At 66.5% G+C, this 23,899-nt stretch carries 24 protein-coding genes and 2 tRNA genes; 10 read left to right on the forward strand and 16 right to left on the reverse strand.

Features of this window, described 5'->3' with window-relative positions; all coding sequences use genetic code 11:
• From KNO15_RS08965 to pknB, 5 genes are all read left to right on the forward strand, one after another.
• Window positions 1-1,245 carry a PP2C family protein-serine/threonine phosphatase gene (locus KNO15_RS08965; RefSeq protein ID WP_241703261.1) on the forward strand — a complete coding sequence of 415 codons (1,245 nt, stop codon included), beginning with the start codon at window positions 1-3 and terminating at the stop codon, window positions 1,243-1,245.
• On the forward strand, window positions 1,232-2,626 hold the full coding sequence (locus KNO15_RS08970; protein ID WP_241703262.1) for an FtsW/RodA/SpoVE family cell cycle protein: 1,395 nt from the start codon (window positions 1,232-1,234) through the stop codon (window positions 2,624-2,626). Before KNO15_RS08965 ends, KNO15_RS08970 begins: the two co-directional genes overlap by 14 nt.
• Window positions 2,627-2,629: 3 nt before the next feature.
• Window positions 2,630-4,084: a peptidoglycan D,D-transpeptidase FtsI family protein gene (locus tag KNO15_RS08975; protein ID WP_241703263.1), complete on the forward strand. Its 1,455-nt coding sequence runs from the start codon at window positions 2,630-2,632 to the stop codon at window positions 4,082-4,084.
• Window positions 4,081-5,790: a serine/threonine protein kinase gene (locus tag KNO15_RS08980; RefSeq protein ID WP_241703264.1), complete on the forward strand. Its 1,710-nt coding sequence runs from the start codon at window positions 4,081-4,083 to the stop codon at window positions 5,788-5,790. Before KNO15_RS08975 ends, KNO15_RS08980 begins: the two co-directional genes overlap by 4 nt.
• A 107-nt stretch (window positions 5,791-5,897) precedes the next feature.
• Window positions 5,898-7,592, forward strand: a complete 1,695-nt coding sequence (gene pknB, locus KNO15_RS08985) for a Stk1 family PASTA domain-containing Ser/Thr kinase (RefSeq protein WP_278046497.1) — start codon at window positions 5,898-5,900, stop codon at window positions 7,590-7,592.
• Between the two features lie 55 nt (window positions 7,593-7,647).
• Here pknB and KNO15_RS08990 read toward each other — a convergent pair whose 3' ends face one another.
• The 3 genes from KNO15_RS08990 to KNO15_RS09000 are packed head-to-tail and all read right to left on the reverse strand — an operon-like array spanning window position 7,648 to window position 9,252.
• A complete protein-coding gene (locus KNO15_RS08990; protein WP_241703266.1) occupies window positions 7,648-8,286 on the reverse strand; it encodes an anthranilate synthase component II in 639 nt (212 codons plus the stop codon).
• A complete protein-coding gene (locus KNO15_RS08995) occupies window positions 8,283-8,441 on the reverse strand; it encodes a DUF4175 domain-containing protein (RefSeq protein WP_241703268.1) in 159 nt (52 codons plus the stop codon). The genes KNO15_RS08990 and KNO15_RS08995 overlap by 4 nt, the downstream gene beginning before the upstream one ends.
• A 4-nt stretch (window positions 8,442-8,445) precedes the next feature.
• The gene (locus tag KNO15_RS09000) at window positions 8,446-9,252 is read right to left on the reverse strand and encodes a class E sortase (protein ID WP_241703269.1); all 807 of its coding nucleotides are present in this window, start codon (window positions 9,250-9,252) and stop codon (window positions 8,446-8,448) included.
• Window positions 9,253-9,360: 108 nt separating this feature from the next.
• Here KNO15_RS09000 and KNO15_RS09005 point away from each other — a divergent pair, with 108 nt between their 5' ends.
• Window positions 9,361-9,621 (forward strand): cell division protein CrgA, encoded by a 261-nt coding sequence (locus KNO15_RS09005; protein WP_208038690.1) that lies wholly within the window; start codon window positions 9,361-9,363, stop codon window positions 9,619-9,621.
• A gap of 175 nt (window positions 9,622-9,796) precedes the next feature.
• On the opposite strand, the gene KNO15_RS09010 is transcribed toward KNO15_RS09005, so the two are convergent.
• Entirely contained in the window at window positions 9,797-10,648 is an 852-nt protein-coding gene (locus tag KNO15_RS09010) for a rhomboid family intramembrane serine protease (RefSeq protein WP_241703271.1), read from the reverse strand.
• Window positions 10,649-10,695: 47 nt separating this feature from the next.
• Window positions 10,696-11,235: a peptidylprolyl isomerase gene (locus tag KNO15_RS09015; protein ID WP_241703273.1), complete on the reverse strand. Its 540-nt coding sequence runs from the start codon at window positions 11,233-11,235 to the stop codon at window positions 10,696-10,698.
• A 124-nt stretch (window positions 11,236-11,359) separates the two neighbouring features.
• Between KNO15_RS09015 and KNO15_RS09020 the strand changes: the two genes are divergently transcribed.
• Window positions 11,360-11,914: a hypothetical protein gene (locus tag KNO15_RS09020; RefSeq protein ID WP_241703275.1), complete on the forward strand. Its 555-nt coding sequence runs from the start codon at window positions 11,360-11,362 to the stop codon at window positions 11,912-11,914.
• 88 nt (window positions 11,915-12,002) lie between these two features.
• Window positions 12,003-12,206, forward strand: coding sequence for a PspC domain-containing protein (locus KNO15_RS09025; RefSeq protein WP_241703277.1), 204 nt, complete (start codon window positions 12,003-12,005; stop codon window positions 12,204-12,206).
• A 22-nt stretch (window positions 12,207-12,228) separates the two neighbouring features.
• Here the strand turns inward: KNO15_RS09025 and KNO15_RS09030 are convergent, their stop codons facing one another.
• Window positions 12,229-12,669 carry an NUDIX hydrolase gene (locus KNO15_RS09030; protein ID WP_241703278.1) on the reverse strand — a complete coding sequence of 147 codons (441 nt, stop codon included), beginning with the start codon at window positions 12,667-12,669 and terminating at the stop codon, window positions 12,229-12,231.
• Window positions 12,670-12,717: 48 nt separating this feature from the next.
• Here KNO15_RS09030 and KNO15_RS09035 point away from each other — a divergent pair, with 48 nt between their 5' ends.
• Complete coding sequence (locus KNO15_RS09035) at window positions 12,718-13,581, forward strand: Fpg/Nei family DNA glycosylase (RefSeq protein WP_241703280.1); 864 nt, start codon at window positions 12,718-12,720, stop codon at window positions 13,579-13,581.
• Here KNO15_RS09035 and KNO15_RS09040 read toward each other — a convergent pair whose 3' ends face one another.
• Window positions 13,582-14,016, reverse strand: a complete 435-nt coding sequence (locus tag KNO15_RS09040) for a rhodanese-like domain-containing protein (protein ID WP_241703282.1) — start codon at window positions 14,014-14,016, stop codon at window positions 13,582-13,584.
• A 93-nt stretch (window positions 14,017-14,109) separates the two neighbouring features.
• Here KNO15_RS09040 and KNO15_RS09045 point away from each other — a divergent pair, with 93 nt between their 5' ends.
• Window positions 14,110-14,571: an Lrp/AsnC family transcriptional regulator gene (locus tag KNO15_RS09045; protein ID WP_241703283.1), complete on the forward strand. Its 462-nt coding sequence runs from the start codon at window positions 14,110-14,112 to the stop codon at window positions 14,569-14,571.
• Between the two features lie 33 nt (window positions 14,572-14,604).
• On the opposite strand, the gene KNO15_RS09050 is transcribed toward KNO15_RS09045, so the two are convergent.
• The 9 genes from KNO15_RS09050 to dnaN all read right to left on the reverse strand — a co-directional run bounded on the left by KNO15_RS09050 (window position 14,605) and on the right by dnaN (window position 23,690).
• Window positions 14,605-14,677, reverse strand: a tRNA-Ala gene (locus tag KNO15_RS09050).
• A gap of 28 nt (window positions 14,678-14,705) precedes the next feature.
• Window positions 14,706-14,782: transfer RNA gene (locus KNO15_RS09055), tRNA-Ile, on the reverse strand.
• Window positions 14,783-14,848: 66 nt separating this feature from the next.
• On the reverse strand, window positions 14,849-15,262 hold the full coding sequence (locus KNO15_RS09060; protein WP_208038698.1) for a DUF3566 domain-containing protein: 414 nt from the start codon (window positions 15,260-15,262) through the stop codon (window positions 14,849-14,851).
• On the reverse strand, window positions 15,252-17,810 hold the full coding sequence (gyrA, locus tag KNO15_RS09065) for a DNA gyrase subunit A (RefSeq protein ID WP_241703285.1): 2,559 nt from the start codon (window positions 17,808-17,810) through the stop codon (window positions 15,252-15,254). Before gyrA ends, KNO15_RS09060 begins: the two co-directional genes overlap by 11 nt.
• A gap of 43 nt (window positions 17,811-17,853) precedes the next feature.
• Window positions 17,854-19,863, reverse strand: coding sequence for a DNA topoisomerase (ATP-hydrolyzing) subunit B (gyrB, locus tag KNO15_RS09070; RefSeq protein ID WP_241703287.1), 2,010 nt, complete (start codon window positions 19,861-19,863; stop codon window positions 17,854-17,856).
• Window positions 19,864-19,986: 123 nt separating this feature from the next.
• Window positions 19,987-20,433, reverse strand: coding sequence for a DUF721 domain-containing protein (locus tag KNO15_RS09075; RefSeq protein WP_241703893.1), 447 nt, complete (start codon window positions 20,431-20,433; stop codon window positions 19,987-19,989).
• A 26-nt stretch (window positions 20,434-20,459) separates the two neighbouring features.
• Window positions 20,460-21,614, reverse strand: a complete 1,155-nt coding sequence (recF, locus tag KNO15_RS09080) for a DNA replication/repair protein RecF (protein ID WP_241703288.1) — start codon at window positions 21,612-21,614, stop codon at window positions 20,460-20,462.
• Between the two features lie 6 nt (window positions 21,615-21,620).
• Complete coding sequence (gene gnd / locus KNO15_RS09085; RefSeq protein ID WP_241703290.1) at window positions 21,621-22,508, reverse strand: phosphogluconate dehydrogenase (NAD(+)-dependent, decarboxylating); 888 nt, start codon at window positions 22,506-22,508, stop codon at window positions 21,621-21,623.
• 36 nt (window positions 22,509-22,544) lie between these two features.
• Window positions 22,545-23,690 carry a DNA polymerase III subunit beta gene (gene dnaN, locus KNO15_RS09090; RefSeq protein ID WP_241703292.1) on the reverse strand — a complete coding sequence of 382 codons (1,146 nt, stop codon included), beginning with the start codon at window positions 23,688-23,690 and terminating at the stop codon, window positions 22,545-22,547.
• Window positions 23,691-23,899 lie beyond the last annotated feature (209 nt).

The following is a 23,899-nucleotide window of genomic DNA, read 5'->3' on the forward strand; positions in this document are numbered from 1 at the left end:
GTGGCAGCGAACCGGGCAGCGGCCGTCTCCCACACCGGGAAGATCCGCTCGAACAACCAGGACTCCGGCTACGCTGGGCGTGAGCTGTTCGTGGTGGCCGACGGCATGGGCGGCCATGCCGGCGGAGACGTCGCCAGCGCCATCGCCGTCAACCGCATCCGCGAGGCGGACGGCGACTACGAGACGGCCTCGGAGGCCGAGTTCGCGCTGCAGTCCGCGCTGATCGCAGCGAACTCGCTGCTCGCCGAGACGGTCTTCGAGCACCCGGAGCTCACAGGCATGGGCACCACCGTCAGCGCGCTCCTGCGCGTGGGCGACGAGGTCGCGATCGCCCACATCGGCGACTCGCGCATCTACCTCTTCCGCGAGGGCGAACTCAGCCAGGTCTCCGTCGACCACACCTTCGTCCAACGACTGGTGGACAGCGGCAGGATCACGGAGGAGGAGGCGATGGTCCACCCCCGCCGTTCCGTGCTCATGCGCGTGCTCGGCGATGTCGACGCCTCCCCGGAGATCGACACCCTCATCCTCGCCACCCGGCCGGGCGACCGCTGGCTGATCTGCTCGGACGGGCTCAGCGGTGTCGTCAAGAACGACGACCTCCTCGCGGCCCTCGCATCGAAGGACGCACCCAAGCAGGTCGCCGACCGGCTGGTCAAGCAGAGCCTCGACGCCGGCGCGCCCGACAACGTCACCGTGGTGATCCTCGACATCGGCGACGTGAGCCGCGGCGATGTGGTCAAAGACCCGGTGACCGTGGGGTCGGCCTCCGCACCGCTCCAGTTCGGCGAGCCGAAGCCCACCACGCGCGCCGCCCGCCTTCCCACACTGCGCCTCCACCCCGTCCGGCCGGCGACCGGGCCGACCCACTTCGAGCCGGAGTCGGACGACTACCTCGACGAGCTGATCGAGGAGGACGAACGCCGAGTGCGGCGTCGGCGCCTCACCTGGATGATCGGGCTGGCGGTACTCGTCATCGCGATCGTCCTCGCCGTGCTCTTCGGGTACCAGTGGACCCAGTCGCGCTTCTTCGTCGGCGCCTCCCCCGCGGGCAAGGTCGCGATCTATCAGGGCGTACAGCAGAATCTCGGACCGATCGTCCTCTCCCACGTCTATGAGGAGAGCGACGTGCCGGTCAAGAGCCTGCCCCAGTACGACAAGCAACTCGTGCAGCAGACCATCAACGCTGACGACCTGGCGGCAGCCAGGGCGATCGTGGACCAGTTGACCGATGCCGCCAAGTGACGTGAGGGAACGCAAGCAGGCCAGGCCGGCCACCGGCCCGGTCAAGCGGTTGCGCCTGCCCGCGAAGCTGCGGAACCTCGAACTGCTGCTGCTGCTCATCGCGTGCGGGATCAACGCGGCGGCAGTCGTCCTGGTGCAGCTCGGCGCGCTCGGACACGTCGACCTGACCCTCGTCTACCTCGGGGCGGGACTGTCCGTGCTCGTCATCGGCATGCACATCGCGCTCCGGTTCGTCGCGCCGCAGGCCGACCCGTTCCTGCTGCCGATCGCGACCGTGCTCACCGGCATCGGCATCGCCGAGATCTACCGCATCGACATCCACTACAAGGATTCGGGCTGGGACAGCGCCGGTGTCAAGCAGATCGTCTGGGCCGCGCTGGCGATCGCGTGCGCCATCGCCGTCGTGATGATCATCCGGAATCACCGCGTGCTTCAGCGCTACACCTACATCTTCGGTCTGGCCGCCCTCGTGCTCCTGCTGCTGCCGATGCTTCCCGGAATCGGCCGCGAGATCTACGGCGCGCGTGTGTGGATCGGCATCGGCCCGTTCAGCTTCCAGCCCGGCGAGATCGCGAAGCTCTGCCTCGCGGTCTTCTTCGCTGGCTACCTCGTGCAGGCCCGTGACTCGCTCTCCATGGTCGGCAAGAAGTTCCTCGGCATCCGCTTCCCGCGCGCCCGCGACCTCGGCCCGCTGCTGATCGTCTGGCTGATGTCGATGGCCGTCATCGTCTTCCAGCGCGACCTGGGCACCGGCCTCCTGATCTTCGGGCTCTTCCTCGTCATGGTCTATGTCGCGACGGCGCGGATCAGCTGGGTCATCCTCGGCCTTCTCCTGATCGTCGGAGGGGCTGTCGTCGCCAGCCAGCTCCTTCCCTACGTCAACGACCGCTTCGCGAACTGGCTCAACCCGTTCGCTCAGAAGGTCTACGACGAGCAGGGCGGGAGCTTCCAGCTGGTGCAGGGCCTCTTCGGGCTGGCGCACGGCGGGCTGATCGGAACGGGGCTCGGCCAGGGCCAGCCCTGGGTCACCCCGGTCTCGCAGAGCGACTACATCATCGCCAGCCTCGGTGAAGAGCTCGGACTGGCCGGCCTGTTCGCGATCTTCGCGCTGTACCTCATCTTCGTGGCACGGGGACTGCGGATCGGCTTCGCCGGGCAGGACGACTTCGGAAAGCTGCTCGCGGTCGGCCTCTCGTTCACGCTGGCACTGCAGTGCTTCATCGTCATCGGAGGCGTCACCCGCGTCATCCCGCTCACGGGCCTCACGACCCCGTTCCTCGCGGCGGGCGGTTCGTCACTGGTGGCGAACTGGATCATCGTCGGGCTCCTCCTGCGCCTCTCCGACACCGTCCGCAACCAACCCCGTCTGGTGGTGAGCTGAGCGATGAACCGCGAGATCAAGAGGGTGAGCACGATCGTGCTCGCCATGTTCCTCGCTCTGCTGGTGTCGACCACGATCCTGCAGGTCGTGCAGGCGGACAACCTGGCCGCGGACGCGCGCAACACCCGTGCCCGCAACGACAGTTACGCCGCCCAGCGTGGCGCGATCCTGGTGGCCGGGCAGCCCATCGCCCAGTCCGTGCCGTCCAGCGACGTCTACAAGTGGCAGCGCGTGTACAGCAACGGTCCGCTGTACTCCGCCGTCACCGGCTTCTATCCGATCAACGGCGAGGCGACGGGCCTGGAGGGAGCGCTCGACGACAAGCTTGCCGGCACGTCCAACTCGCAGTTCTTCGACCGCATCAACGCGATCCTCACGGGCAAGAACCCGCAGGGGGCCAGTGTGGAGACGACGATCGATCCGAAGGCGCAGCAGGCGGCGTGGGATGCGCTCGGCAACTACCAGGGAGCCGTGGTGCTCCTCGAACCCAAGACCGGCCGGATCCTCGCGATGGTGTCCAAACCGACCTACGACCCGAACGTCCTGGCGTCCCATGACACCGCAGCCGTCAACGCGACCTATCAGCAGTTGCTCGACACCGCGGGCGACCCCCTGATCAACCGCACCATCGGGGGCAACCTCAACCCGCCGGGCTCGACCTTCAAGCCGGTGATGAGCGCTTCGGCCTTCGGTACCGGCGAGTACACCAAGGACAGCCAGCTCCCGAACCCGGCGTCGCTGCCGCTCCCCGGCTCACCCACCGTCGTGAAGAACGACTCGCTCACCACCTGCGGCCCTGGCGAGACCGTCTCGATCGCGACGGCCCAGATCCTCTCCTGCAACATCCCGTTCGCCGAGCTCGGGATGCAGCTCAAGCCACAGGTGATCAAAGATCAGGCGGACAAGTTCGGCTTCAATCAGTCGTTCAAGATCCCGATCCCCGTCGAGAAGAGCGTCTATCCGCTCTACACCGACCCCGCCCAGCGGGCGCTGGGGTCCTTCGGCCAGAAGGACGACCGTGCGACCCCTCTGCAGATGGCGATGGTGTCCGCGGCCGTCGCCAATGGCGGAAAGCTGATGACGCCGAACCTGGTCGACGCGATCCGGTCGTCCGATCTGCAGACCATCGAGAGCTTCACGCCTGCGCAGTTCTCCCAGCCGATGAGCCAGGAGAACGCCGACACCATCAAGCAGATGATGGTCGACGGCGTCGATCACGGCGTGGCGAGCAATGCAAGAATAGACGGGGTTCAGGTCGGCGGTAAGACGGGGACGGCGCAGAACGGGGACAACGACCCGTACACGCTGTGGTTCACGGGGTTCGCGCCGGCCAACGATCCTCAGTTCGCTGTTGCGGTTGTCGTTGAAAATGGCGGTGGACGCGGTCAGAGCGGCACGGGTAACTCCATCGCCGCCCCGATTGCTAAGAAAGTACTAGAGGCGGTGCTGAATAAATGAGACCCACAGCAGGGCTCACCTTCGGAGGACGGTACGAGCTGCAGTCGCGCATCGCGATCGGCGGCATGGGCGAGGTGTGGCAGGCGACGGATCTCGTCATCGGCCGCACCGTCGCGATCAAGATCCTCAAAGACGAGTACCTCGGCGATCCGGGATTCCTCGAGCGGTTCCGCGCAGAGGCCCGCCACGCCGCACTCGTCAACCACGAAGGCATCGCGAACGTCTACGACTACGGCGAGGAGGAGGGCAGCGCCTACCTCGTGATGGAGCTCGTGCCCGGCGAGGCTCTCTCCACCATCCTCGAGCGCGAGCACATCCTCAGCACCGACCGCACCCTCGACATCGTCGCGCAGACCGCCGCCGCGCTGCACGCCGCTCACGCCGCCGGCCTCGTCCACCGCGACATCAAGCCCGGCAACCTGCTGATCACCCCGGACGGCCGCGTCAAGATCACCGACTTCGGAATCGCCCGCATCGCCGACCAGGTCCCGCTCACCGCCACGGGTCAGGTCATGGGCACCGTGCAATACCTGTCACCCGAGCAGGCGTCCGGGCATCCGGCTTCGCCGACGACGGACATCTACTCGCTCGGCATCGTCGCGTACGAGTGCCTCGCAGGGCGCCGCCCGTTCACCGGCGAGTCCCAGGTCGCCATCGCGATGGCGCAGATCAACGAGGCTCCTCCGGAGCTTCCCGCAACAGTCGCGGAGCCGGTACGTAACTTGGTCTTCGCGTGCATCGCGAAGAATCCGGCAGACCGGCCGGCATCGGCCGCACACCTCGCGCGCGCGGCCCAGGCTCTGCGTCGCGGTGACATCCGCGCAGCGGCGGCCTCCGTTCCCGCTGTGCTCGGGGCAGCGGCCGCGACCGACGCGGCGACCGTGCTGATGACATCGCCGAACGCCGCGCCCACCCAGGCGACCACGGTGCTGCCGGCCGCGGCGGCCGGGCAGGCCGTCGAAGAGGAGACGACCGAGGAGCCCGTCGAGGAGAAGAAGCGCAGCCCGTGGACGTGGCCGCTGATCGCCCTCATCGCGCTCCTCGCGCTCGTGCTCATCGGCACGATCATCGCCCTGCTCGCCCAGCCCAAGACGCCGGAGCCGACGACGACCACGACGGCAGCGCACACCCCGAAGTCGCCGTCGCCGTCGCCATCGCCGACCGAGACCAGCACGACCGTCCAGATCTCCGAGGGCGACTATCTCGGTCTCACGGCCGACCAGGCTCGCCAGAAGCTGCAGGCGGCGGGGATGGTGGCCGACGTGCAGACCGGCTCGGCAGCATCGACGGCCGGCGAGGTCAATACCGTCTACTCGGTGAACCCGACCGGCCCAGTGCAGAAGGGCTCGACGATCACCGTCAAGGTGTACGGCCCCGTGACTCCGATCCCGACGCCGTCAGACACCGTGTCCGCCAACCCGCCGTCGGGCCAGGGAGCGGCCAACTCTCAGATCACGGTGTCGTTCGGCTCGGCGACGTGCCCTGCTGGACAGAACCTCACCGGTCGGCGCCTGTTCGTGAACGGAGCCCCGCAGGCTCCCGTCAACGACACCAAGGTCGTCTGGTCCCCGACCGCGGCAGGAAACTACACGCTCAGCTACTCGATCTTCTGCAACCAAGGAGATTCGGTCGAGTCGTCGCAGTCGCCAACTGTGCCGTACACGGTCGTGGCCTCCGGCGGCTCGTCGTCCACCCCGAGCCCCTGAGCGGCGCCGCGCGACGCGGCCGGTGAACTCCCGTCCCCTGCACGGGGGAGACATCCAGAGTCGGCCCGCTACACTATCCGGAGCCCGTCACCCGAGAAGGAGTCGTCTTGAGCCCAGATAGCCGCCTGCTTGCAGGTCGATATCAGGTGGGCGAACTCATCGGCCGGGGCGGCATGTCCGACGTGCATCGTGGCGTCGACACTCGACTCGGGCGCACCGTGGCCATCAAGCTCCTGAAGCCGTCGCTCGCCACAGACCCGGCATTCCGCACGCGCTTCCGTCAGGAGGCCCAGGCCGCCGCGCGGATGACGCACCCGACGATCGTTCGCGTCTTCGATGCCGGCGAAGAGACCGTCCGTGAGCCGAGCGGTCACGAAGCGCAACTCCCCTTCATCGTGATGGAGTACGTCGACGGCGTTCTTCTGAAGGATCTCATCAAGCGCGGGCCGCTCGAGGTCCCTGAGGCCGTTCGCATCACGGAGGGCATCCTCACGGCGCTCGAGTACTCGCACCGCGCCGGGGTCGTGCACCGCGACATCAAGCCAGGCAACGTCATGATCACGACGACCGGCCAGGTCAAGGTGATGGATTTCGGCATCGCCCGCGCCATCAGCGACTCGTCGGCGACGGTCGCACAGACCACGGCCGTGCTCGGCACCGCCAGCTACTTCTCGCCCGAGCAGGCCAAGGGCGAGACCGTCGACGCGCGCACCGACCTCTATTCGACCGGCGTCGTGCTGTTCGAGATGCTCACCGGTCGGCCGCCGTTCCGTGGCGACACCCCGGTCGCGATCGCCTACCAGCACGTCAGCGAGACCGCGGTCGCGCCGAGCACGATCAACCCCAAGGTCTCGCCCGCCATGGACGTGGTCGTGGCTCACGCGCTCACGAAGGACCGCTTTGAGCGTTATCAGACGGTCGCGGACTTCCGCCACGATCTCGACGAGGCCGCGGCGGGGCGTGTCCCCGTTCACAAGAAGCAGGACGAATTCGCCGAGACGCTCTTCGGCGCGCCGCCGAGCTCTGTCTCCGGCCCGGAGGCCGCGTTCCGTCAGCTCGCGGAGGACCAGACTCTCGTTCGCACACAGCGACGCCCCCCTGTCATCTGGATCTGGGCGGGAATCGCCGTCATGGCGGTGGTCATCGTCGCCGTGCTCGCGTGGGTGCTGAGACTCGCGCCGAACACGACCATGCCCGAGACCTCCCGGGAGGTCCCCAACCTCTCCGGCCAGACGCTCGACAAGGCCACGAAGCAGTTGGAAGACCTCCACCTCAAGTGGACGCAGACGAGCGAAGAGAGTTCCACCTACGCCGCCGGCCAGGTGACGCGCACCGACCCCGCCGCGGGAATCGTCGTCGCGACCGGCGACACGATCAATCTCTACGTCTCGACGGGCAAGAAGGCGGTCAGCGTCCCGGACGTCACCAATATGACCCAGGATGCCGCCAAGCAGGCCCTGCAGGCCGCCGGACTGACACTCGGACCGGTGACGACGGAGAACTCTGCGACCGTTCCGGCCAACGTGGTCATCCAGACGAACCCGGCCGCGGGAGGCACCGCGCACGAGGGCGACGCGATCGCGATCACCATCTCGAGCGGCAAGGTCACGCTGACCGACCTGACCGGCCAGTCGCTCACCGCCGCGACGGCGCTGCTCTCGCAACTCGGCCTCACCGCGGATCCGAAAGCGGACTCCACGTGTCCGCAGAACGCCGGAACACCGCTGGTGCACACGCAGTCGGTCTCTCCCGGGGATGTTCCCCAGGGCAGCACCGTCGGCCTCACCTACTGCTCGGGCTAGCGGCAGACCGGTTCGGCCGGTTCGACCCGCACGCCACGGCGACGCGGGGCCCTGGTCAGCCCAGCTTGACGAGCGGATTCAGCGATCGGGAGGCCTCGGCCGCGCCGGCGAGTCCGGCGTCTTCGAGCCAGTTGCCCAGCATCCGGTAGCCGCCCTCCGTCAAGACGGACTCGGGGTGGAACTGCACCCCGTAGATCGGGGCGTCGCGGTGCTGCAGCGCCATGATCACGCCGCCGGCGGTACGTGCGGTGACGAAGAGGTCGTCGGGGAGCGTGCCGTCCACCACGGCAAGCGAGTGGTACCGGGTGGCGGTGAACGGCTGAGGGACCCCGTCGAAGAGCATGCTGTCGTCGTGTTCGACCTGGGAGGTCTTGCCGTGCATCAGCTCCTCGGCATTGGTGACGACACCTCCGAATGCCTCTGCGATCGCCTGGTGACCGAGGCAGACGCCGAGCAGCGGTGTGCGCGTCGCCAGTGCCAGCTCGACCATCGGGATGGACACTCCTGCGTCCGCCGGCTTGCCCGGACCGGGCGACACCAGCACTGCGTCGTAGTCGGCGAGCCGGTCGGCGAGGTCTTCGACCGCGATGTCGTCGTTGCGCACGACCTGCGTCTCGGCACCCAGTTCGCGCAGGTAGCCGTTGAGCGTGTAGACGAAGCTGTCGTAGTTGTCGATGACGAGTACGCGGGTCACGGGCCCACGGTACCTTCCTGCGGACCCAAGAGCGAATCCACCCAGGGGAACACCCACGTCACCAGAGCCCACAGCACGACCACGGCGAGGACGATCAGGATCAGGATCCGCACCCACACCGGTCCGGGGAGTATGCGCCACAGCGCTCCGTACATGGTCTCAGCCTCCCGTCACTGCGCCACGGATCTCGGCGGGGACGTCTTGCGTCGGCGCGAACCCTTGGAACACGTTGTAGGCGATCAGCCGCTCACCGGCGTGGAAGGGCGGATTGCACGTGGTGATCGTCATCAGCCGGTCGATCGGCTGCACATCGGGATGTCGGGGCACGGCGGCGATCACCTGCACCTGCGTGGGCTGCACGTACTCGAAATTGCGGAACACGTAGGTGTACCAGCCGTCTTTGGTCTGCACGTAGATGTGGTCGCCCACCCGCAGCTTGGACAGGTCGATGAAGGTGTTGCCCCAGCCGGAGTCGTGGCCGGCGACGGCGAAGTTGCCCACCTCGCCCGGCATCTGGGTGTCGGGATAGTGACCGACGCCGGCGGTGTAGCTGTTGAGCACCTTCTCGACGTCTACGGTCTGGCGGATCGTGCGCTTCCAGTCCGGTCCGAGGCGCGGGATGTAGATCACTGCGAACGGCTCGTAGCTCGCCGGCTGCGCCATCACGGGCGGGTCGACGGCAACAGGTTTCGTCGAGTCGGTCGGTGTGGGCCTCGGCGTCGTCGTGGCCTCGTCGATCCACTTCTTGCTCTGCTCCTGTGCCGCCGACGTCTGCTGGCCGGACAGCACGAGGTTGTTCCACCAGACCTGCCAGCCCAGGAACAGGCCGACGAGGATGCCCGCGGTGATCAGCAGCTCCCCGATGACGCCGATGGTGGCCTCGACCGGTCCCCGCTTGCGCTGCGTTCCGCGGGCCGACCGCCTACCGGAGCCACGACGGCGCTCGGGTTCGGGAGGGACGGTCATATGACAGATTCTAACGGTGCCAGCACCCGCGAAACCCGGGTGTTTCCCGGGAACCGCAAGCCTCCGTCGCCACGAACGTTCAGATCCCTCCCGCTACACTTGTGTGCTATGGCACGCACCAAGTCCAAGACCAAGCTCGAGCGCTCCGCCCGCACCGAGCGCAGCTCGGCCGCAACAGGCGAGGACACCCCGAACCCCGTCTGGTTCAAACCCGTGATGTTCGGCTTCATGCTGCTCGGGCTCATCTGGATCATCGTCTTCTACGTCAGCCAGAATCAGTACCCGATTCCTGCGCTCGGCGCGTGGAACATCCTGGTCGGCTTCGGGATCGCCTTCATCGGCTTCCTGATGACGACGCGCTGGCGCTGAGCCTGACGCCATCCTCGTCGATCCACTTATCCACAGCAGTTCTCCCCACAACCCAGCCGCCCACAGTCGGCTTCTCCCCAGTGTTAATAAGCCTGTGGAGAGTTACACCGGTGTAATTATCCCCACTGTTAATAAGGCTGTGGATAACTTATCCACGCACTGTGGGAAAAGCGTCTCAGGCGCCGACCGGCTGTGAATAGTGCACGAGACTCAGTCCGACGAGCACGACGCACAGAAGCACGATCAGCGGCCATTGCCACCGTCGCCGCGAGGGTTTGCGGGTCTCGACGTAGATGAGCCCGACGAGGACACCCCCGACGAGTCCACCGACATGGGCCTGCCAGGCGATGTTCATCCCCGGGAGGAAGCCGATCGCGAGGTTGAGCGCGACGAGCACCAGGATCTGGGTCGCGTTTCCGCCAAGCCGACGCTGGATGATGAAGAACGCACCGAACATGCCGAAGATGGCGCCGGAGGCTCCAACGACCGGCACGCGCGGATCGGACAGCAGGAGAACGCCCACCGAACCGGCGAATCCGCTGATGAGGAACAGCGCCAGATAGCGGACGCGACCGAGCAGCGGCTCGAGCATCATGCCGAAGATCCACAGCGTGTACATGTTGAGCGCGATGTGGATGATGCTCGCGTGGGCGAAGATCGAGGTCAGCATCCGCCAGGGCTCGAAGACGATGGACGTCGAGTAGAGACCCGCGTACTGAATGGCGCGGGTGACGGAGTCGCCGACCACCGGCAGGCTCTGAGCGATGAAGACCACCACGCACACGGCGATGATCCCGTAGGTGACCACGGGGGCTCCTGGGCCGGTGGCGCGGGAGATCCACGCGGGCCGCGTCCGCGGAGCGGTGGCCCGCTGCTGGGCCATGCACTCCGGGCAGATCACTCCGACGGCCGCGGGGGTCTGGCAATCACCGCAGATCGCCCTGCCGCAGCGCTGACAGCGCACGAAGGTCGTGCGATCGGGATGCCGGTAGCAAACACTCGCCGGCGCGTCGACGGGCTGGGACATCGGTACTCGCTCTCCGCCCGCTCCCCCGGTGTCCGGCTCCCGCCGGCTCAGGCCTGTTCGATGTCGACCGACTCGATGACCACGTCGTCGAGAGGACGGTCGCGGGCGTCGGTCGGCAGTTCGGCCAGCTTGTCGACGATCTTGCGTGAAGCGTCGTCGGCCACCTCGCCGAAGATGGTGTGCTTGCCCTGCAGCCACGTGGTGGGGCCCACGGTGATGAAGAACTGCGAGCCGTTGGTGCCGCGTCCGCCCTGGATGCCCGCATTGGCCATCGCGAGGATGTACGGCTGGGTGAAGTCGAGCTCCGGGTTGATCTCGTCGTCGAACTGGTAGCCGGGGCCGCCGATGCCCTGACCGAGCGGGTCGCCGCCCTGGATCATGAAGCCCGGGATGATGCGGTGGAAAACGACACCGTCGTACAGCGGGGTGTTGGTCTTCTCGCCCGTGGCCGGGTGCGTCCACTCGATCTCACCGGTCGCGAGCCCCACGAAGTTACGGACCGTCTTGGGCGCGTGGTTGCCGAAGAGGTTGACCTTGATGTCTCCGTAGTTAGTGTGGAGCGTGGCGACAGCGGTGTGCTTAGACATGGCACCAATTCTTGCACAGCGCCATACCGGGTTTCGGGAAGGCCCCGATGCTCTCGGGCCATCCTCAGGCCTTTCGGTGGCAAGATGGAGTCAGTTCGCCCAGCCGACGCAATGGAGGTCCAGAATGAGCCTGACGAAGAAGCGCAAGAAGGAGCTCGACCGTCTGCGGAGTGACGCGCAGGACCTGTGGGGGCAGCAGCAGGAGGTGCTCGCGAACGCGAACGCTCTGGCCGCGGCGGCCCGCAAGCAGGCTGCCTATTACTCCCGCGAAGAGATCGCGCCGCGGGTACGCGACGGCTACGAGTCCTACGTCCGCCCGGCTGCGCAGTCGGCGAAGGAGTCGGCCGGGCACTACGCGGGCGTCGCGCGCGATCGTCTCGTGGGCGACGTCATCCCCGCGGTCGGCACCGCGGTGGGTACGGCTCTGTCGGTGGTCGACCACGCACGTGCTGCGCGCAGCGCGGCTTTCAACGGTGAATTCACCAAGGCGCGCAAAGAGATCACCAAGCGCGCCACGGCCGCGACCGAGAAGTCGGGCCCCGGCGCCGGCACGGTCATCGCCGTCGGCCTCGGGATCGTCGCGGCGGCCGGCCTGCTGTACGCGGTCTGGCAGACCTTCCGCGCCGACGATGAGCTCTGGGTCGCCGACGAGGAGCCGACCACGCCTCCTGCCGAGTAGTCGGCAGCTCTCCCGCAGGGATCACCTCCGGGATGAATCGGGGGTTTCCCCGATGGTGCGGTGCGTTCGGGCACACGAGGCTGGATGTGTGAACAACCTCGAACGACCGATCGACGGCCGAATCCTCGCCGGGGTGTGCGCCGGTCTCGCCCACCGCTTCGGCATGAAGCCCTGGACGGTCCGCGTGCTCTTCCTGCTGTCGTGCCTGCTCCCTGGCCCGCAGTTCATCGCTTACATCGCGATGTGGATCATCATCCCGGCCGAGAAGCCGGGCGTGGTGCGCGTCGCCTGACGCATCCTCCGTCCGTTGGGGTTCAGGTCCGCTCCGGACGGGCCAGCTCCCCGAGTCCCGCCATCCTCAGGGCGACGTCGACCAGGTCGACGCGGCGGTTCGGGATGGCCGTGAGCGAGAACCACGCGGCCTCGTCGGTAGTGCCGTCGAGCTCGTTCCGCAGACTGCCTCCGGTCACGGTGGCGCGGTAGACGATGCGGAGCGCGTGGAGCGGTCCGGCGTCGGCGATGAAACGGGCCTCGGCGGGGATGACCTTGGAGTCGATTCCGAGCAGTTCGCCGGCACGCGCCTCGTAACCGGTTTCCTCCGCGACCTCACGCACCACTGCGTCCCGTGGATCCTCGCCGGACTCGATCCCGCCGCCCGGTAACGTCCAGCCGGAACGGCCGCTCTCGTTCCAGTGGGCGAGCAGGATCCGCGACCCATCCACGATGACGCCGTACGCGGCGACCCTGATCTCCATTCCGACACCCTACTGCCGCTTGTCGGCGGAGAGCGGCAGTATGGGGTGGTGCCCGAACTGCCGGAAGTCACAGCCCTCGCCGCCGACCTCGGCGAGCGATTGAGCGGCCGCGTCATCGACCGGCTCAGCGTCGTCGCATTCTCCGCCCTCAAGACGTTCGACCCTCCGCCCGAAGCGCTCAGAGGCACCACGATCTCGGGCGTGACTCGCCACGGCAAGTTCCTGGACATCGCCGCCGACGAACTCCACATCGTCATCCATCTGGCCAGGGCCGGCTGGATCCGCTGGCGCGAGACGGCGCCCCCGCCGCCATCGGGACGACCGACCAAAGGTCCGCTCGCCGCCCGGCTCGTCCTCGACGACGGCAGCGGCCTCGACATCACGGAAGCGGGCACGAAGAAGAGCCTCGCCATCTCGATCGTCCGAGACCCGGCAGAGGTCCCCGGAATCGCCCGACTCGGACCGGACCCGCTCGACCCCGATTTCACGCGCGACGCGTTCGCGGCCATCCTCGCGCGCCAGGGCCGTGCTCAGATCAAGGGCGTGCTGCGCAATCAGGGCCTCATCGCGGGGATCGGCAACGCCTACTCGGATGAGATCCTGCACGTCGCGAAGATGTCGCCGTTCAAGCCGGCGGCGATGACCGATGAGGAGGTCGACCGCCTGTACGAGGCGCTCGAGTGGACGCTGCACGAGGCACTCACTCGTTCGGAGGGCCTCGCGGCATCGGAGTTGAAGAGCGAGAAGAAGTCCGGAATGCGCGTGCACGGTCGCACCGGCCAGCCGTGCCCGGTGTGCGGCGACACGATCAGGCAGGTGATCTTCGCCGACTCCACCCTGCAGTACTGCCCGACCTGCCAGACCGGCGGCAAACCCCTCGCGGACCGTGTGCTGTCGCGGCTGCTGAAGTAGTCAGCACGCGCAACTCACCCCGCTCACCGGCGCCGTGAGCGGATCCGCCGCTCGGACCAGCTCGCCGTTGTCGTCCTCGACCGGCAGACCTTCGCGCGCCCAGTACTCGAAGCCGCCGATCATCTCGCGCACCTCGTAGCCGAGAAGGCTGAAGGCGAGTGCCGCGCGGGTGGACCCGTTGCAGCCCGGCCCCCAGCAGTAGGTGACCACCGGCACGTCGACCGGAATGGTCGTGAGTGCCCGTTCGGGGATCTCGGCCGTCGGCAGGTGCACGGCGCCCGCGATGCGTCCCTGACGCCAGGCTGCTTCGCCGCGGCTGTCGACGAGGACGAAGCGCTCGCCGGCGTCCTGGGCGGCCTTCACGTCGGACGGGTCGGTCTCGAACCGGAGCTTGGCGGCGAAGTGGCGGGCGGCCTCAGTACTCGTCGTCTTCATGAGACCAACACTAGGGAGGTCGTTTCACTATCTGAACAGGTGATTCGCGGCATTGAGGCTGACTGTCCGCGATTCTCGTGCCAGAATCCCGTCATGCCCGCGAATCTTCCATTCACTGCCGACGCCGTCGACCGCGCTCTCCTCGGCGAGCTTCAGCGCGACGGCCGGCAGTCCATCGCGGAGCTCGCCCGTACCGTCCACATGTCGAACAGTGCCGTCGCTGAGCGTATCCGGCGACTGGAAGAGGCCGGGGTGGTCTCCGGCTATCGGGCCGTCATCGATCCGGAGCGCCTCGGATACGGCATCCTCGCGTTCCTGCGGCTGCGGTATCCCAGCAGCCGGTACGAGCCGCTGCACGACCTGCTGGCACGGACGCCCGAAGTCATCGAAGCGCACCATGTGACCGGCGACGACTGCTTCATCCTGAAGGTCGTCGCGACCTCGATGCGCCATGTCGAGCAGGTGAGCGGGACGATCGGAACCCTCGGCAGCGTTACGACGAGCATCGCGTACTCGAGCACGGTGCCGACGAGGGCGATCGAGCCGCCTGCCTAGACGGGTCAGCCAGACTGACCGTTCAGAAAACTGTGGAGCCTAGGAGATTCGAACTCCTGACATCCTGCTTGCAAAGCAGGCGCTCTACCAACTGAGCTAAGGCCCCCTGTGGAGGAGGCCTCCAGTCAAAGGAATGGTGGGGATACGAGGACTTGAACCTCGGACCTCTTCGTTATCAGCGAAGCGCTCTAACCGCCTGAGCTATATCCCCGAATGGGCAACAGATACGAGGGTACCTGATCTGGCCCGGAGTGTGAAATCGAGTACGCGCCGCCGCTCAGTTGTTCGTGAAGCCGACGAGCAGGCCGCCGGTGATCTTCACCGAGAGGTTGTAGAGGAGCGCGAAGACGGCGCCGAGCGCGGTCACCACGACGATGTCGAGGATGCCCACGACCAGCGAGAAGCCCATCACCTGGCCGAGCCCGAGGACCGACCGGAGGTCGCCGCCGCCGGCACCGGAGATGTCTTTCACGAGCCCGTTGAGCTGGTCGAAGATGCCCGTCCGGTCGAGGACCGTCCAGATCAGGAACGAGCCCACGATCGCGATGATCGCGAGGCAGATGCCAGCGAGGAACGACAGCTTCACGGTCGACCAGAAGTCGATGTACACGAGCTTCAGCCGCACCTGCTTGGCGGACGCGGGTCGTCGTGTCGACTTCTTCGCGAGTTTCTCGGCGACGCTACTGCTCATCTACGGCTTCATCCTTCCCGGCACGACCGGTCTCATCGTCGGCATCCGATTCTGCATCGGAAACCTGGGAATCCAGATTGCGCTCGGTGTTCTTCGCGAGAGCGATGATCTTGTCGGACTCGGCGAAACGTGCAAAAACGACACCCATGGTGTCTCGGCCCTTGGCAGGTACCTCGGCCACGGCAGAGCGTACCACCTTGCCGCTGGCAAGGACCACCAGGACCTCGTCGTCCTCGTCGACGATGAGAGAACCCACCAGGTCTCCCCGGTCGTCGCTCAGTTTCGCGACCTTGATGCCCAGACCGCCGCGGTTCTGCAGGCGGTACTGATCTGCCGAGGTGCGCTTGGCATAGCCTCCCTCGGTCACGACGAAGACGTAGCCCTCGTCGGAGACCACTGCTGCGTCGAGCAGACTGTCGTCTCCACGGAAATGCATCCCGATCACACCGGACGTCGAGCGACCCATCGGCCGGAGCGCTTCGTCGCTCGCTGTGAATCGGATGGACATGCCCTTGCGGGAGACGAGCAACAGATCGGAGTCCTCTTCGACGAGCAGAGCGGAGACGAGTTCGTCGTCCTCGCGCAGCTTGATCGCGATGATTCCGCCCGAGCGGTTGGTGTCGTACTCGTCGAGTGCGGTCTTCTTGATCAGGCCGTCGCGGGTGGCGAGCACGAGATACTTGGCGGCCGCGTAGTCGCGGATGTCGAGGATCTCCGCGATCTCCTCGTCGGGCTGCATGGCGAGGAGGTTGGCGACGTGCTGGCCCTTCGCATCGCGACCGGCCTCCTGCACCTCGTAGGCCTTGGCGCGGTAGACGCGGCCCTTGTTCGTGAAGAAGAGGAGCCAGTGGTGCGTCGTCGTCACGAAGAAGTGGTCGACGACGTCTTCTCCGCGCAGCTGGGCGCCCTTGACGCCCTTTCCTCCGCGGTGCTGGCTGCGGTAGTTGTCGCTGCGGGTGCGCTTGATATAGCCGCCGCGCGTGACGGTGACCACCATCTCCTCTTCGGGGATGAGGTCTTCGACGCTCATGTCGCCGTCGAAGCCGAACATGATCTCGGTGCGACGGTCGTCGCCGAAGCGATCGACGATCTCGGTGAGCTCCTCGCTGACGATCGTGCGCTGGCGCGTCGGGTCTTCGAGGATCGCCTTGAGGTCGAGGATCTCGAGCTCGATCTGGTCGTGCTCGTCCATGATCTTCTGGCGCTCGAGGGCGGCGAGGCGGCGCAGCTGCATCGCGAGGATGGCCTCGGCCTGCGTGTCGTCGACATCGAGCAGCTGCTTCAAGCCCTCGCGTGCGTCATCCGCCGTCGCCGACCGGCGGATCAGGGCGATCACCTCGTCGAGCGCGTCGAGCGCCTTGAGGTAGCCGCGCAGAATGTGGGCCCGCTCCTCTTTCTTACGCAGACGGAAGCGCGTGCGGCGCACGATGACGTCGATCTGGTGGTCGACCCACGCCGTGATGAAGCCGTCGAGGGCGAGCGTGCGTGGAACGTTGTCGACGATCGCGAGCATGTTCGCGCCGAAGTTCTCCTGCAGCTGCGTGTGCTTGTACAGGTTGTTCAGCACGACCTTGGCGACGGCATCGCGCTTCAGCACGATGACCAGGCGCTGGCCGGTACGGCCCGAGGTTTCGTCGCGGATGTCGGCGATGCCCCCGACCCGGCCGTCCTTCACCAGCTCGGCGATCTTGATCGCGAGGTTGTCCGGGTTCACCTGGTACGGCAGCTCGGTGACCACCAGGCAGACGCGGCCCTGGATCTCCTCGATGCTCACCACGGCGCGCATCGTGATCGAACCACGGCCGGTGCGATAGGTGTCCTGGATGCCCTTGATGCCCAGGATCTGCGCGCCGGTCGGGAAGTCCGGGCCCTTGATCCGCTTGATCAGCTCCTCCAGGAGCTCCTCACGGGAAGCCTCGGGGTGGGCGAGGTGCCAGAGGGCGCCGTCGGCCACCTCACGGAGGTTGTGCGGCGGGATGTTCGTCGCCATGCCGACCGCGATGCCGACCGAACCGTTGACCAGCAGGTTCGGGAAGCGGCTCGGGAGCACGGACGGCTCTTGAGTCCGGCCGTCGTAGTTGTCCTGGAAGTCGACGGTCTCCTCGTCGATGTCCCTGACCATCTCGAGCGCGAGCGGCGCCATCTTGGTCTCGGTGTACCGCGGGGCGGCGGCGCCGTCGTTGCCGGGCGAGCCGAAGTTTCCCTGGCCGAGGGCGAGCGGGTAGCGGAGGCTCCACGGCTGCACGAGGCGCACGAGCGCGTCGTAGATGGCGGAGTCGCCGTGCGGGTGGAACTGCCCCATGACGTCGCCGACCACGCGGGCGCACTTGGAGAACGCCTTGTCGGGGCGGTAGCCGCCGTCGAACATCGCGTAGATCACGCGACGGTGGACAGGCTTCAGTCCGTCGCGCACCTCGGGCAGCGCGCGCCCGATGATCACGCTCATCGCGTAGTCGAGGTACGAGCGCTCCATCTCCTTCTGCAGATCGACCTGGTCGATCCTGCCGTGGATGCCGAAGCTCTCGCCGGTGGGGGTCTCGTCCGTCACAGTGCTCTCTTCTCGTAACCGAGGTGTGTTCTCGTCGCGGTCCTCAGATGTCGAGGAACCGCACGTCCTTGGCGTTCTTCTGGATGAACGAGCGGCGCGACTCGACGTCTTCGCCCATCAGCGTGGCGAAGATCTCGTCGGCGGCGGCTGCGTCGTCGAGGGTGACCTGGAGGAGCGTGCGCGTCTCCGGGTTCATCGTGGTCTCCCAGAGCTCCTTGTAGTCCATCTCGCCCAGACCCTTGTAGCGCTGCACCCCGTTGTCCTTGGGGATGCGCTTGCCCGCGGCGACGCCCTCCGCCAGGAAGGCGTCTCGCTCGCGGTCCGAGTAGACGTACTCGTGCTCGGCGTTCGACCACTTGAGGCGGTAGAGCGGCGGCTGCGCCAGATAGACGTAGCCGAGCTCGACGAGCGGGCGCATGTACCGGAACAGCAGTGTCAGCAGCAGCGTCGTGATGTGCTGGCCGTCGACATCGGCGTCGGCCATGAGCACGATCTTGTGATAGCGCGCCTTCTCCGGGTTGAAGTCTTCACCGATGCCGGCACCGAACGCCGTGATCATTGCCTGGACCTCGTTGTTCGCGAGAGCGCGGTCGAGCCGCGCCTTCTCGACGTTGAGGATCTTGCCGCGCAGCGGGAGGATCGCCTGGGTCTCGGGGTTGCGGCCCTGAACGGCCGAGCCGCCGGCCGAGTCGCCCTCGACGATGAAGATCTCGGAGATCGTCGGGTCCTTCGACTGGCAGTCCTTGAGCTTGCCCGGCATCCCGCCGCTCTCGAGAAGGCCCTTGCGTCGAGCGGTCTCGCGCGCCTTGCGGGCCGCGATGCGCGCGGTCGCGGCCTGGAGTGCCTTGCGGATGATCTCCTTGGCCTGGTTCGGGTTGCGGTCGAACCAATCGCCGAGCTGGTCGCCGACCACCTTCTGCACGAACGCCTTGGCTTCCGTGTTGCCGAGCTTCGTCTTGGTCTGGCCCTCGAACTGCGGCTCGGACAGCTTGACGGACACGACGGCGGTCAGACCCTCGCGCACGTCCTCGCCCGAGAGGTTGTCGTCCTTCTCTTTGAGGATGTTCTTCTCGCGCGCGTAGCGGTTGACGAGCGTGGTCAGTGCGGCGCGGAAGCCCTCTTCGTGCGTTCCGCCCTCGTGCGTGTTGATCGTGTTCGCGTAGGTGAAGACCGATTCGTTGTAGCTCGTCGTCCACTGCATCGCGACCTCGAGCGCGATCTTGCGCTCGGTGTCCTCCAACTCGAAGGAGATGATCTCGTCGTGCACGACGTCGGCCTTCTTGGCGGAGTTGAGGTAGTGCACGTAGTCGGTCAGACCGCGCTCGTAGAGGAAGACCTCGGAGCGCGAGGCGAAGACCGGCTCGTCCTCCTCGACCTCGCCCTCGACCGGCTCCACTTCGGGAGCGCGCTCGTCGGTGATCGCGATGCGCAGGCCCTTGTTGAGGAACGCCATCTGCTGGAAACGTGTGCGGAGCGTGTCGTAGTCGAACACCACGGTCTCGAACGTGTCGGGGCTCGGCCAGAACGTGATGGTCGTACCGGTCTCCTCGGTGGCCTCGCCCTGCTCGAGCGGCGCCTGCGGCACACCGTTGCGATAGCTCTGCCGCCACGCATAGCCCTGACGCCGGACCTCGACGTCGAGCCGGCTGGAGAGAGCGTTGACCACAGAGCTGCCGACGCCGTGCAGACCACCGGAGACGGCGTACCCGCCTCCGCCGAACTTGCCGCCGGCGTGCAGGATCGTCAGCACGACCTCCACGGTCGACTTCTTCTCGGTCGGGTGCTCGTCGACGGGGATGCCGCGGCCGTTGTCGGTGACGCGCACAGCGCCATCCGGGAGGATCGTCACCTCGATGTTGTCGGCGGCGCCGGCGAGCGCTTCGTCGACCGAGTTGTCGACGATCTCGTAGACCAAGTGGTGGAGCCCGCGAGGACCGGTGGAGCCGATGTACATCCCGGGTCGTTTGCGGACGGCTTCGAGACCCTCGAGGATCTGGATCTCATTGGCGCCGTAGTCGTGTTCCGCCTCGGCCCTGTTCGGTTCCATCGTCATATGAAATTAGGCTCCTGACCGCACTCAACAGTGACTCTCCATTCTACCAAGCGTGCGGAGTCGAATTGCCCGGAATCGCCCCTCTGACGCGTTTTCTTTGCTCGGGCGACCTCTTTTGTGCAATCAGCCGTAAGTATCGCGCGGACCGCGCCCTGGAATCGACCTAGGACCGCGTTTCCAGGAGGGGGCGTCCGGCCCTTGAAAACGGATCGACTCGATCTCCGCTCCCGGGAACCGCTCTGCGATGCGCACGAGGAGCTCGGAACGCATCATCCGCAACTGCGTCGCCCATGCCGTCGACTCGCACCGGACGACCAGCACTCCGTCGATGATCTGGTCGGGGATGGCGTGCCGCGCGGTCTCCGCGCCCGCCAGCTCCTCCCATCCTTCGAGGAGGTCGGATTTGGCGAGGGCGCCGGTCCAGCCGAGCTGCATGGCGAGCGCGTCCACCACGTCGCCCAGCCCGCGCGGGTCGCGGCCCGCGCCGAACGGCTTCGACGCGGTCGGATCGTCAGCGGCTCGTTTGTCCCTGCGGCGTCGGGACGGGGTTCCGGTGAAGAGCTCCTTCATCCGCAGGTAGACCGTCGCCGCCTCGCTCACGATCCCACAATAGTCCCGGCCTCGATCCGCACGGTGTGTGCGGTGAGGGCCTCGGGAACGTCGTCCAGCACTGCCGCGGTGATGAGGACCTGCTCGTAACCGGCTACGGCGGTTGCAAGCATGCGCCTCCGTGCTTGATCCAGCTCGGCGAACACATCGTCGAGGATCAGCACGGGGTCTCCGGTCGACGACTCGCGTCGCAGCAGTTCCGCCGACGCAAGCTTGAGCGCCAGCGCGAACGACCACGACTCGCCGTGGCTCGCATACCCTTTCGCCGGCAGTCCGTTGAGCTCGAACAGCACATCGTCGCGGTGCGGACCGACGAGCGTCAGCCCGCGTTCCAGTTCCTTCCGGCGCACGGTTGCCAGCGCACCGCGGAACACCTCCGCGGTGTCACCGGATGAGACGGTTACGTCGGAATCCGCGTCGTCCTCATCATCGTCGACGTGCGCGCCCCGGATGGTGAGCTGCGGAAGCAGTCGCGGATGGTGGTCGTCGCCGGCCACCGATCGATAGGCCGCGACGAGCGGATCGCTCAGCCGGGCGACGAGGTCGAGCCGGGCATCCAGCAGTTCGGTGCCGAGTGCCACCAGGCGCTCGTCCCAGATGTCGAGCGTTCCGAGCTGGTCCGGCTTGACCCGCGACGCGCGCGCGGACTTGAGCAGCGTGTTCCTCTGCTTGAGCACCCGCTCGTAGTCGGCGATCACGGCAGAGAGCCGGGGGTTGCGCTGGATGAGCAACTGATCGAGAAAGCGCCGGCGGATCCCCGGCTCGCCGCGGACGAGAGCGAGATCCTCGGGAGCGAATAGGACGCTCGAGAAGTACCTCGGCAGCTCGCGGGGCTTGATCGCGCCACGGTTGACCTGCGCGCGGTTCGCGGACGACCGGTTGAGCTGCACCTCCACCAGCAGCTCGCGGCCGTCGTGCTCGATGCGGGCCCGGATGATCGCGGAGTCGGCATCCTTGCGGATCATCGCCTGGTCGCTCGACACCCGGTGCGATCCCAAGGAGCTCAGGTAGCCGAGCGACTCGACGAGGTTGGTCTTGCCCTGACCGTTGCGGCCGACGAAGAGATTGGCGCCGGCCGCGAACGGGACCTCCGCGGTGCGATAGTTGCGGAAATCAGTCAGGGAAAGATGTGTAACTCTCAATGAGGGTTAGTCCACGGCCTTCACGGCGTGGCCACCGAACTGGTTGCGCAGGGCTGCAACGGCCTTCATCGCCGGCGAGTCCTCCTGGCGGGACACGAATCGAGCGAAGATCGACGCGCTGATCGTGGGAACGGGGACGGCGTTGTTCAACGCCTCCTCGACGGTCCATCGACCCTCGCCCGAGTCCTGCACGAAGCCCTCGATGTGCTCGAACTCCGGGTCCTGCTCGAGGGCGCGGACGAGGAGATCGAGAAGCCACGAACGCACGACCGTGCCACGCTGCCACGCCTTGAACGTGCCGGTGACGTCTTTGATGATGTCCTTGCGGGTGTCGAGCAGCTCGTAGCCCTCGGCGTACGCCTGCATCAGCGCGTACTCGATGCCGTTGTGCACCATCTTGGCGTAGTGACCGGCGCCGACCTCGCCGACGTGGACGAAGCCCTCGTCGCGCGGGCCTTCGGGGCGGAGCGCGTCGAAGACCGGCATGACCCGCTCGACCTGCTCCTTGGAGCCGCCGACCATCAGGCCGTAGCCGTTCTCGAGGCCCCAGATGCCGCCGGAGACGCCGGCATCCATGAAGTCGATGCCCTTCGGTGCGAGCAGCTCGGCGTGCTTGAAGTCCTCGGTGAACTTGGAGTTGCCACCGTCGATGACCAGATCGCCCTTCTCGAGCAGCGGCTCGAGCTCGGTGATCACGCCGTCGGTGACCGCGCCGGCCGGCACCATCACCCAGACGGTGCGGGGAGCGGGGAGTGCCGCGACGAGGTCGGCCAGGGTCGCGACGTCCGACACCTCTGCATTGGTGTCGTAGCCGGTGACCTCGATGCCCTTCTTCTCCAGGCGGGCACGCATGTTGTTGCCCATGCGTCCGAGACCGATGAGGCCGATGTGCATGATTGTCCTTCTTCTCTCGTGGAGCGGGACCGGGTATCAGCGCAGCAGCAGGTTGGGCTGCAGCAGGTACTTGTACGAGTCCGAACCGGACTGGTCCTTCGACGTCTGGCTCGTGATGAGCACCGGACCCGGCTTGTTGGGGTTCTCGGTCTTGGTGAAGGAGATGCGCACGAATTCGGAGTGCACGGCACCGAGACCATCGAGCAGGAACTGCGGCTTCAACGAAACCACCGTCTCCTGGCCAGTGAGGAGAGCGTCGATGCTCTCGGATGCTTGAGCCTGCTCGGAGCCGATCGCTTCCAGCGTGAGTCCGTCTGCAGTGAAGGTGTAGCGGAGCGCTGCCTCGCGCTCGAGAACGAGCGCGACGCGGCGGGTCGCCTCGATCAGCTCGGCGGTGTTGATGACCGCATAGTTGTCGACCTGCTCGGGGAAGAGCCGGCGCACCGGCGGGAAATTGCCCTTGATCAGCAGGGAGGTCACGGTCTTCTTGTCGGCCGTGAACGCGATGAGCTCGCGGTCGTCGCGGTTCGTGATGGCGATCGAGACGGTGCCCGAGTGACCGAAGGTCTTGCCGATCTCGGTGAGGGTGCGTGCCGGGACGAGGGCGGTCTGCGATTCACCCGTGGTCGTTCCGTTGTCCCAGTCGATCTCCCGGACGGCGACGCGGTAGCGGTCGGTAGCGACGAGCCCGAGCGTGTTGTCGCCGACTTCGAGCTGCACGCCGGTGATCACCGGCGTGACATCGTCGCGCGATGCGGCGACCCCGACCTGGGCGACGGCCTCGGCGAACTCTTCGGCGGGGACGAGGCCGGCCTCGCCGGAGACCTGGGGAATGCTCGGGTATTCCTCGACGGGCATGGAGAGCAACGTGAAGTTCGCCGAGCCCGCACGGACGACGATCTTGGATTCCTCGGTCGAGAACTGCACAGGCGCGTTGGGCAGTTTGGCCGCGATCTCGGCCAGCAGACGCCCGGAGACGAGGACCCGGCCCGGCTCCTCGACCTCCGCTGCGATCTCCGTCTGTGCGGAGACCTCGTAATCGAAGGAGGAGAGCTGGAGGCCGCTGTCGGTCGTCTCGATCAGCACACCGCTCAGGATGGGGAGGGTCGTGCGCTGTGGAAGAAGCTTCACGGCGAAGGACACGGCCTCACTGAAGACATCCCGATTGGCTTGGAACTTCACGAAGTCTCCCCTGGCTCTGCGCTCGGATACGGAACGACACAAATCCTAGCGCTTGGCCTTTGGCGGAGAAGTTGTCATTCGGGCGAGCGCTTGAGGTTGTCGTCCGGCCTTAACTCAGAAGAGTTAATCATTAATGGTGTTAACCGCTGTGGATAATGTGGATAACTCGGTGGATACCAGGAAATCAGAGGGAACTACAGCCTCGTGAC

The organism is Leifsonia shinshuensis, assembly GCF_022606355.1.
Taxonomy (GTDB): domain Bacteria; phylum Actinomycetota; class Actinomycetes; order Actinomycetales; family Microbacteriaceae; genus Leifsonia; species Leifsonia shinshuensis_B.

Coding starts and splice junctions, on each gene's coding strand:
- KNO15_RS08970 (WP_241703262.1), top strand. CDS start 1,232: ATGCCGCCAAGTGACGTGAGGGAACGCAAGCAGGCCAGGCCGGCCACC.
- KNO15_RS08975 (WP_241703263.1), top strand. CDS start 2,630: ATGAACCGCGAGATCAAGAGGGTGAGCACGATCGTGCTCGCCATGTTC.
- KNO15_RS08980 (WP_241703264.1), top strand. CDS start 4,081: ATGAGACCCACAGCAGGGCTCACCTTCGGAGGACGGTACGAGCTGCAG.
- KNO15_RS08995 (WP_241703268.1), bottom strand. CDS start 8,441: ATGTACGGAGCGCTGTGGCGCATACTCCCCGGACCGGTGTGGGTGCGG.
- KNO15_RS09000 (WP_241703269.1), bottom strand. CDS start 9,252: ATGACCGTCCCTCCCGAACCCGAGCGCCGTCGTGGCTCCGGTAGGCGG.
- KNO15_RS09005 (WP_208038690.1), top strand. CDS start 9,361: ATGGCACGCACCAAGTCCAAGACCAAGCTCGAGCGCTCCGCCCGCACC.
- KNO15_RS09010 (WP_241703271.1), bottom strand. CDS start 10,648: ATGTCCCAGCCCGTCGACGCGCCGGCGAGTGTTTGCTACCGGCATCCC.
- KNO15_RS09015 (WP_241703273.1), bottom strand. CDS start 11,235: ATGTCTAAGCACACCGCTGTCGCCACGCTCCACACTAACTACGGAGAC.
- KNO15_RS09020 (WP_241703275.1), top strand. CDS start 11,360: ATGAGCCTGACGAAGAAGCGCAAGAAGGAGCTCGACCGTCTGCGGAGT.
- KNO15_RS09030 (WP_241703278.1), bottom strand. CDS start 12,669: ATGGAGATCAGGGTCGCCGCGTACGGCGTCATCGTGGATGGGTCGCGG.
- KNO15_RS09040 (WP_241703282.1), bottom strand. CDS start 14,016: ATGAAGACGACGAGTACTGAGGCCGCCCGCCACTTCGCCGCCAAGCTC.
- KNO15_RS09045 (WP_241703283.1), top strand. CDS start 14,110: ATGCCCGCGAATCTTCCATTCACTGCCGACGCCGTCGACCGCGCTCTC.
- KNO15_RS09060 (WP_208038698.1), bottom strand. CDS start 15,262: ATGAGCAGTAGCGTCGCCGAGAAACTCGCGAAGAAGTCGACACGACGA.
- gyrB (WP_241703287.1), bottom strand. CDS start 19,863: ATGACGATGGAACCGAACAGGGCCGAGGCGGAACACGACTACGGCGCC.
- KNO15_RS09075 (WP_241703893.1), bottom strand. CDS start 20,433: ATGAAGGAGCTCTTCACCGGAACCCCGTCCCGACGCCGCAGGGACAAA.
- gnd (WP_241703290.1), bottom strand. CDS start 22,508: ATGCACATCGGCCTCATCGGTCTCGGACGCATGGGCAACAACATGCGT.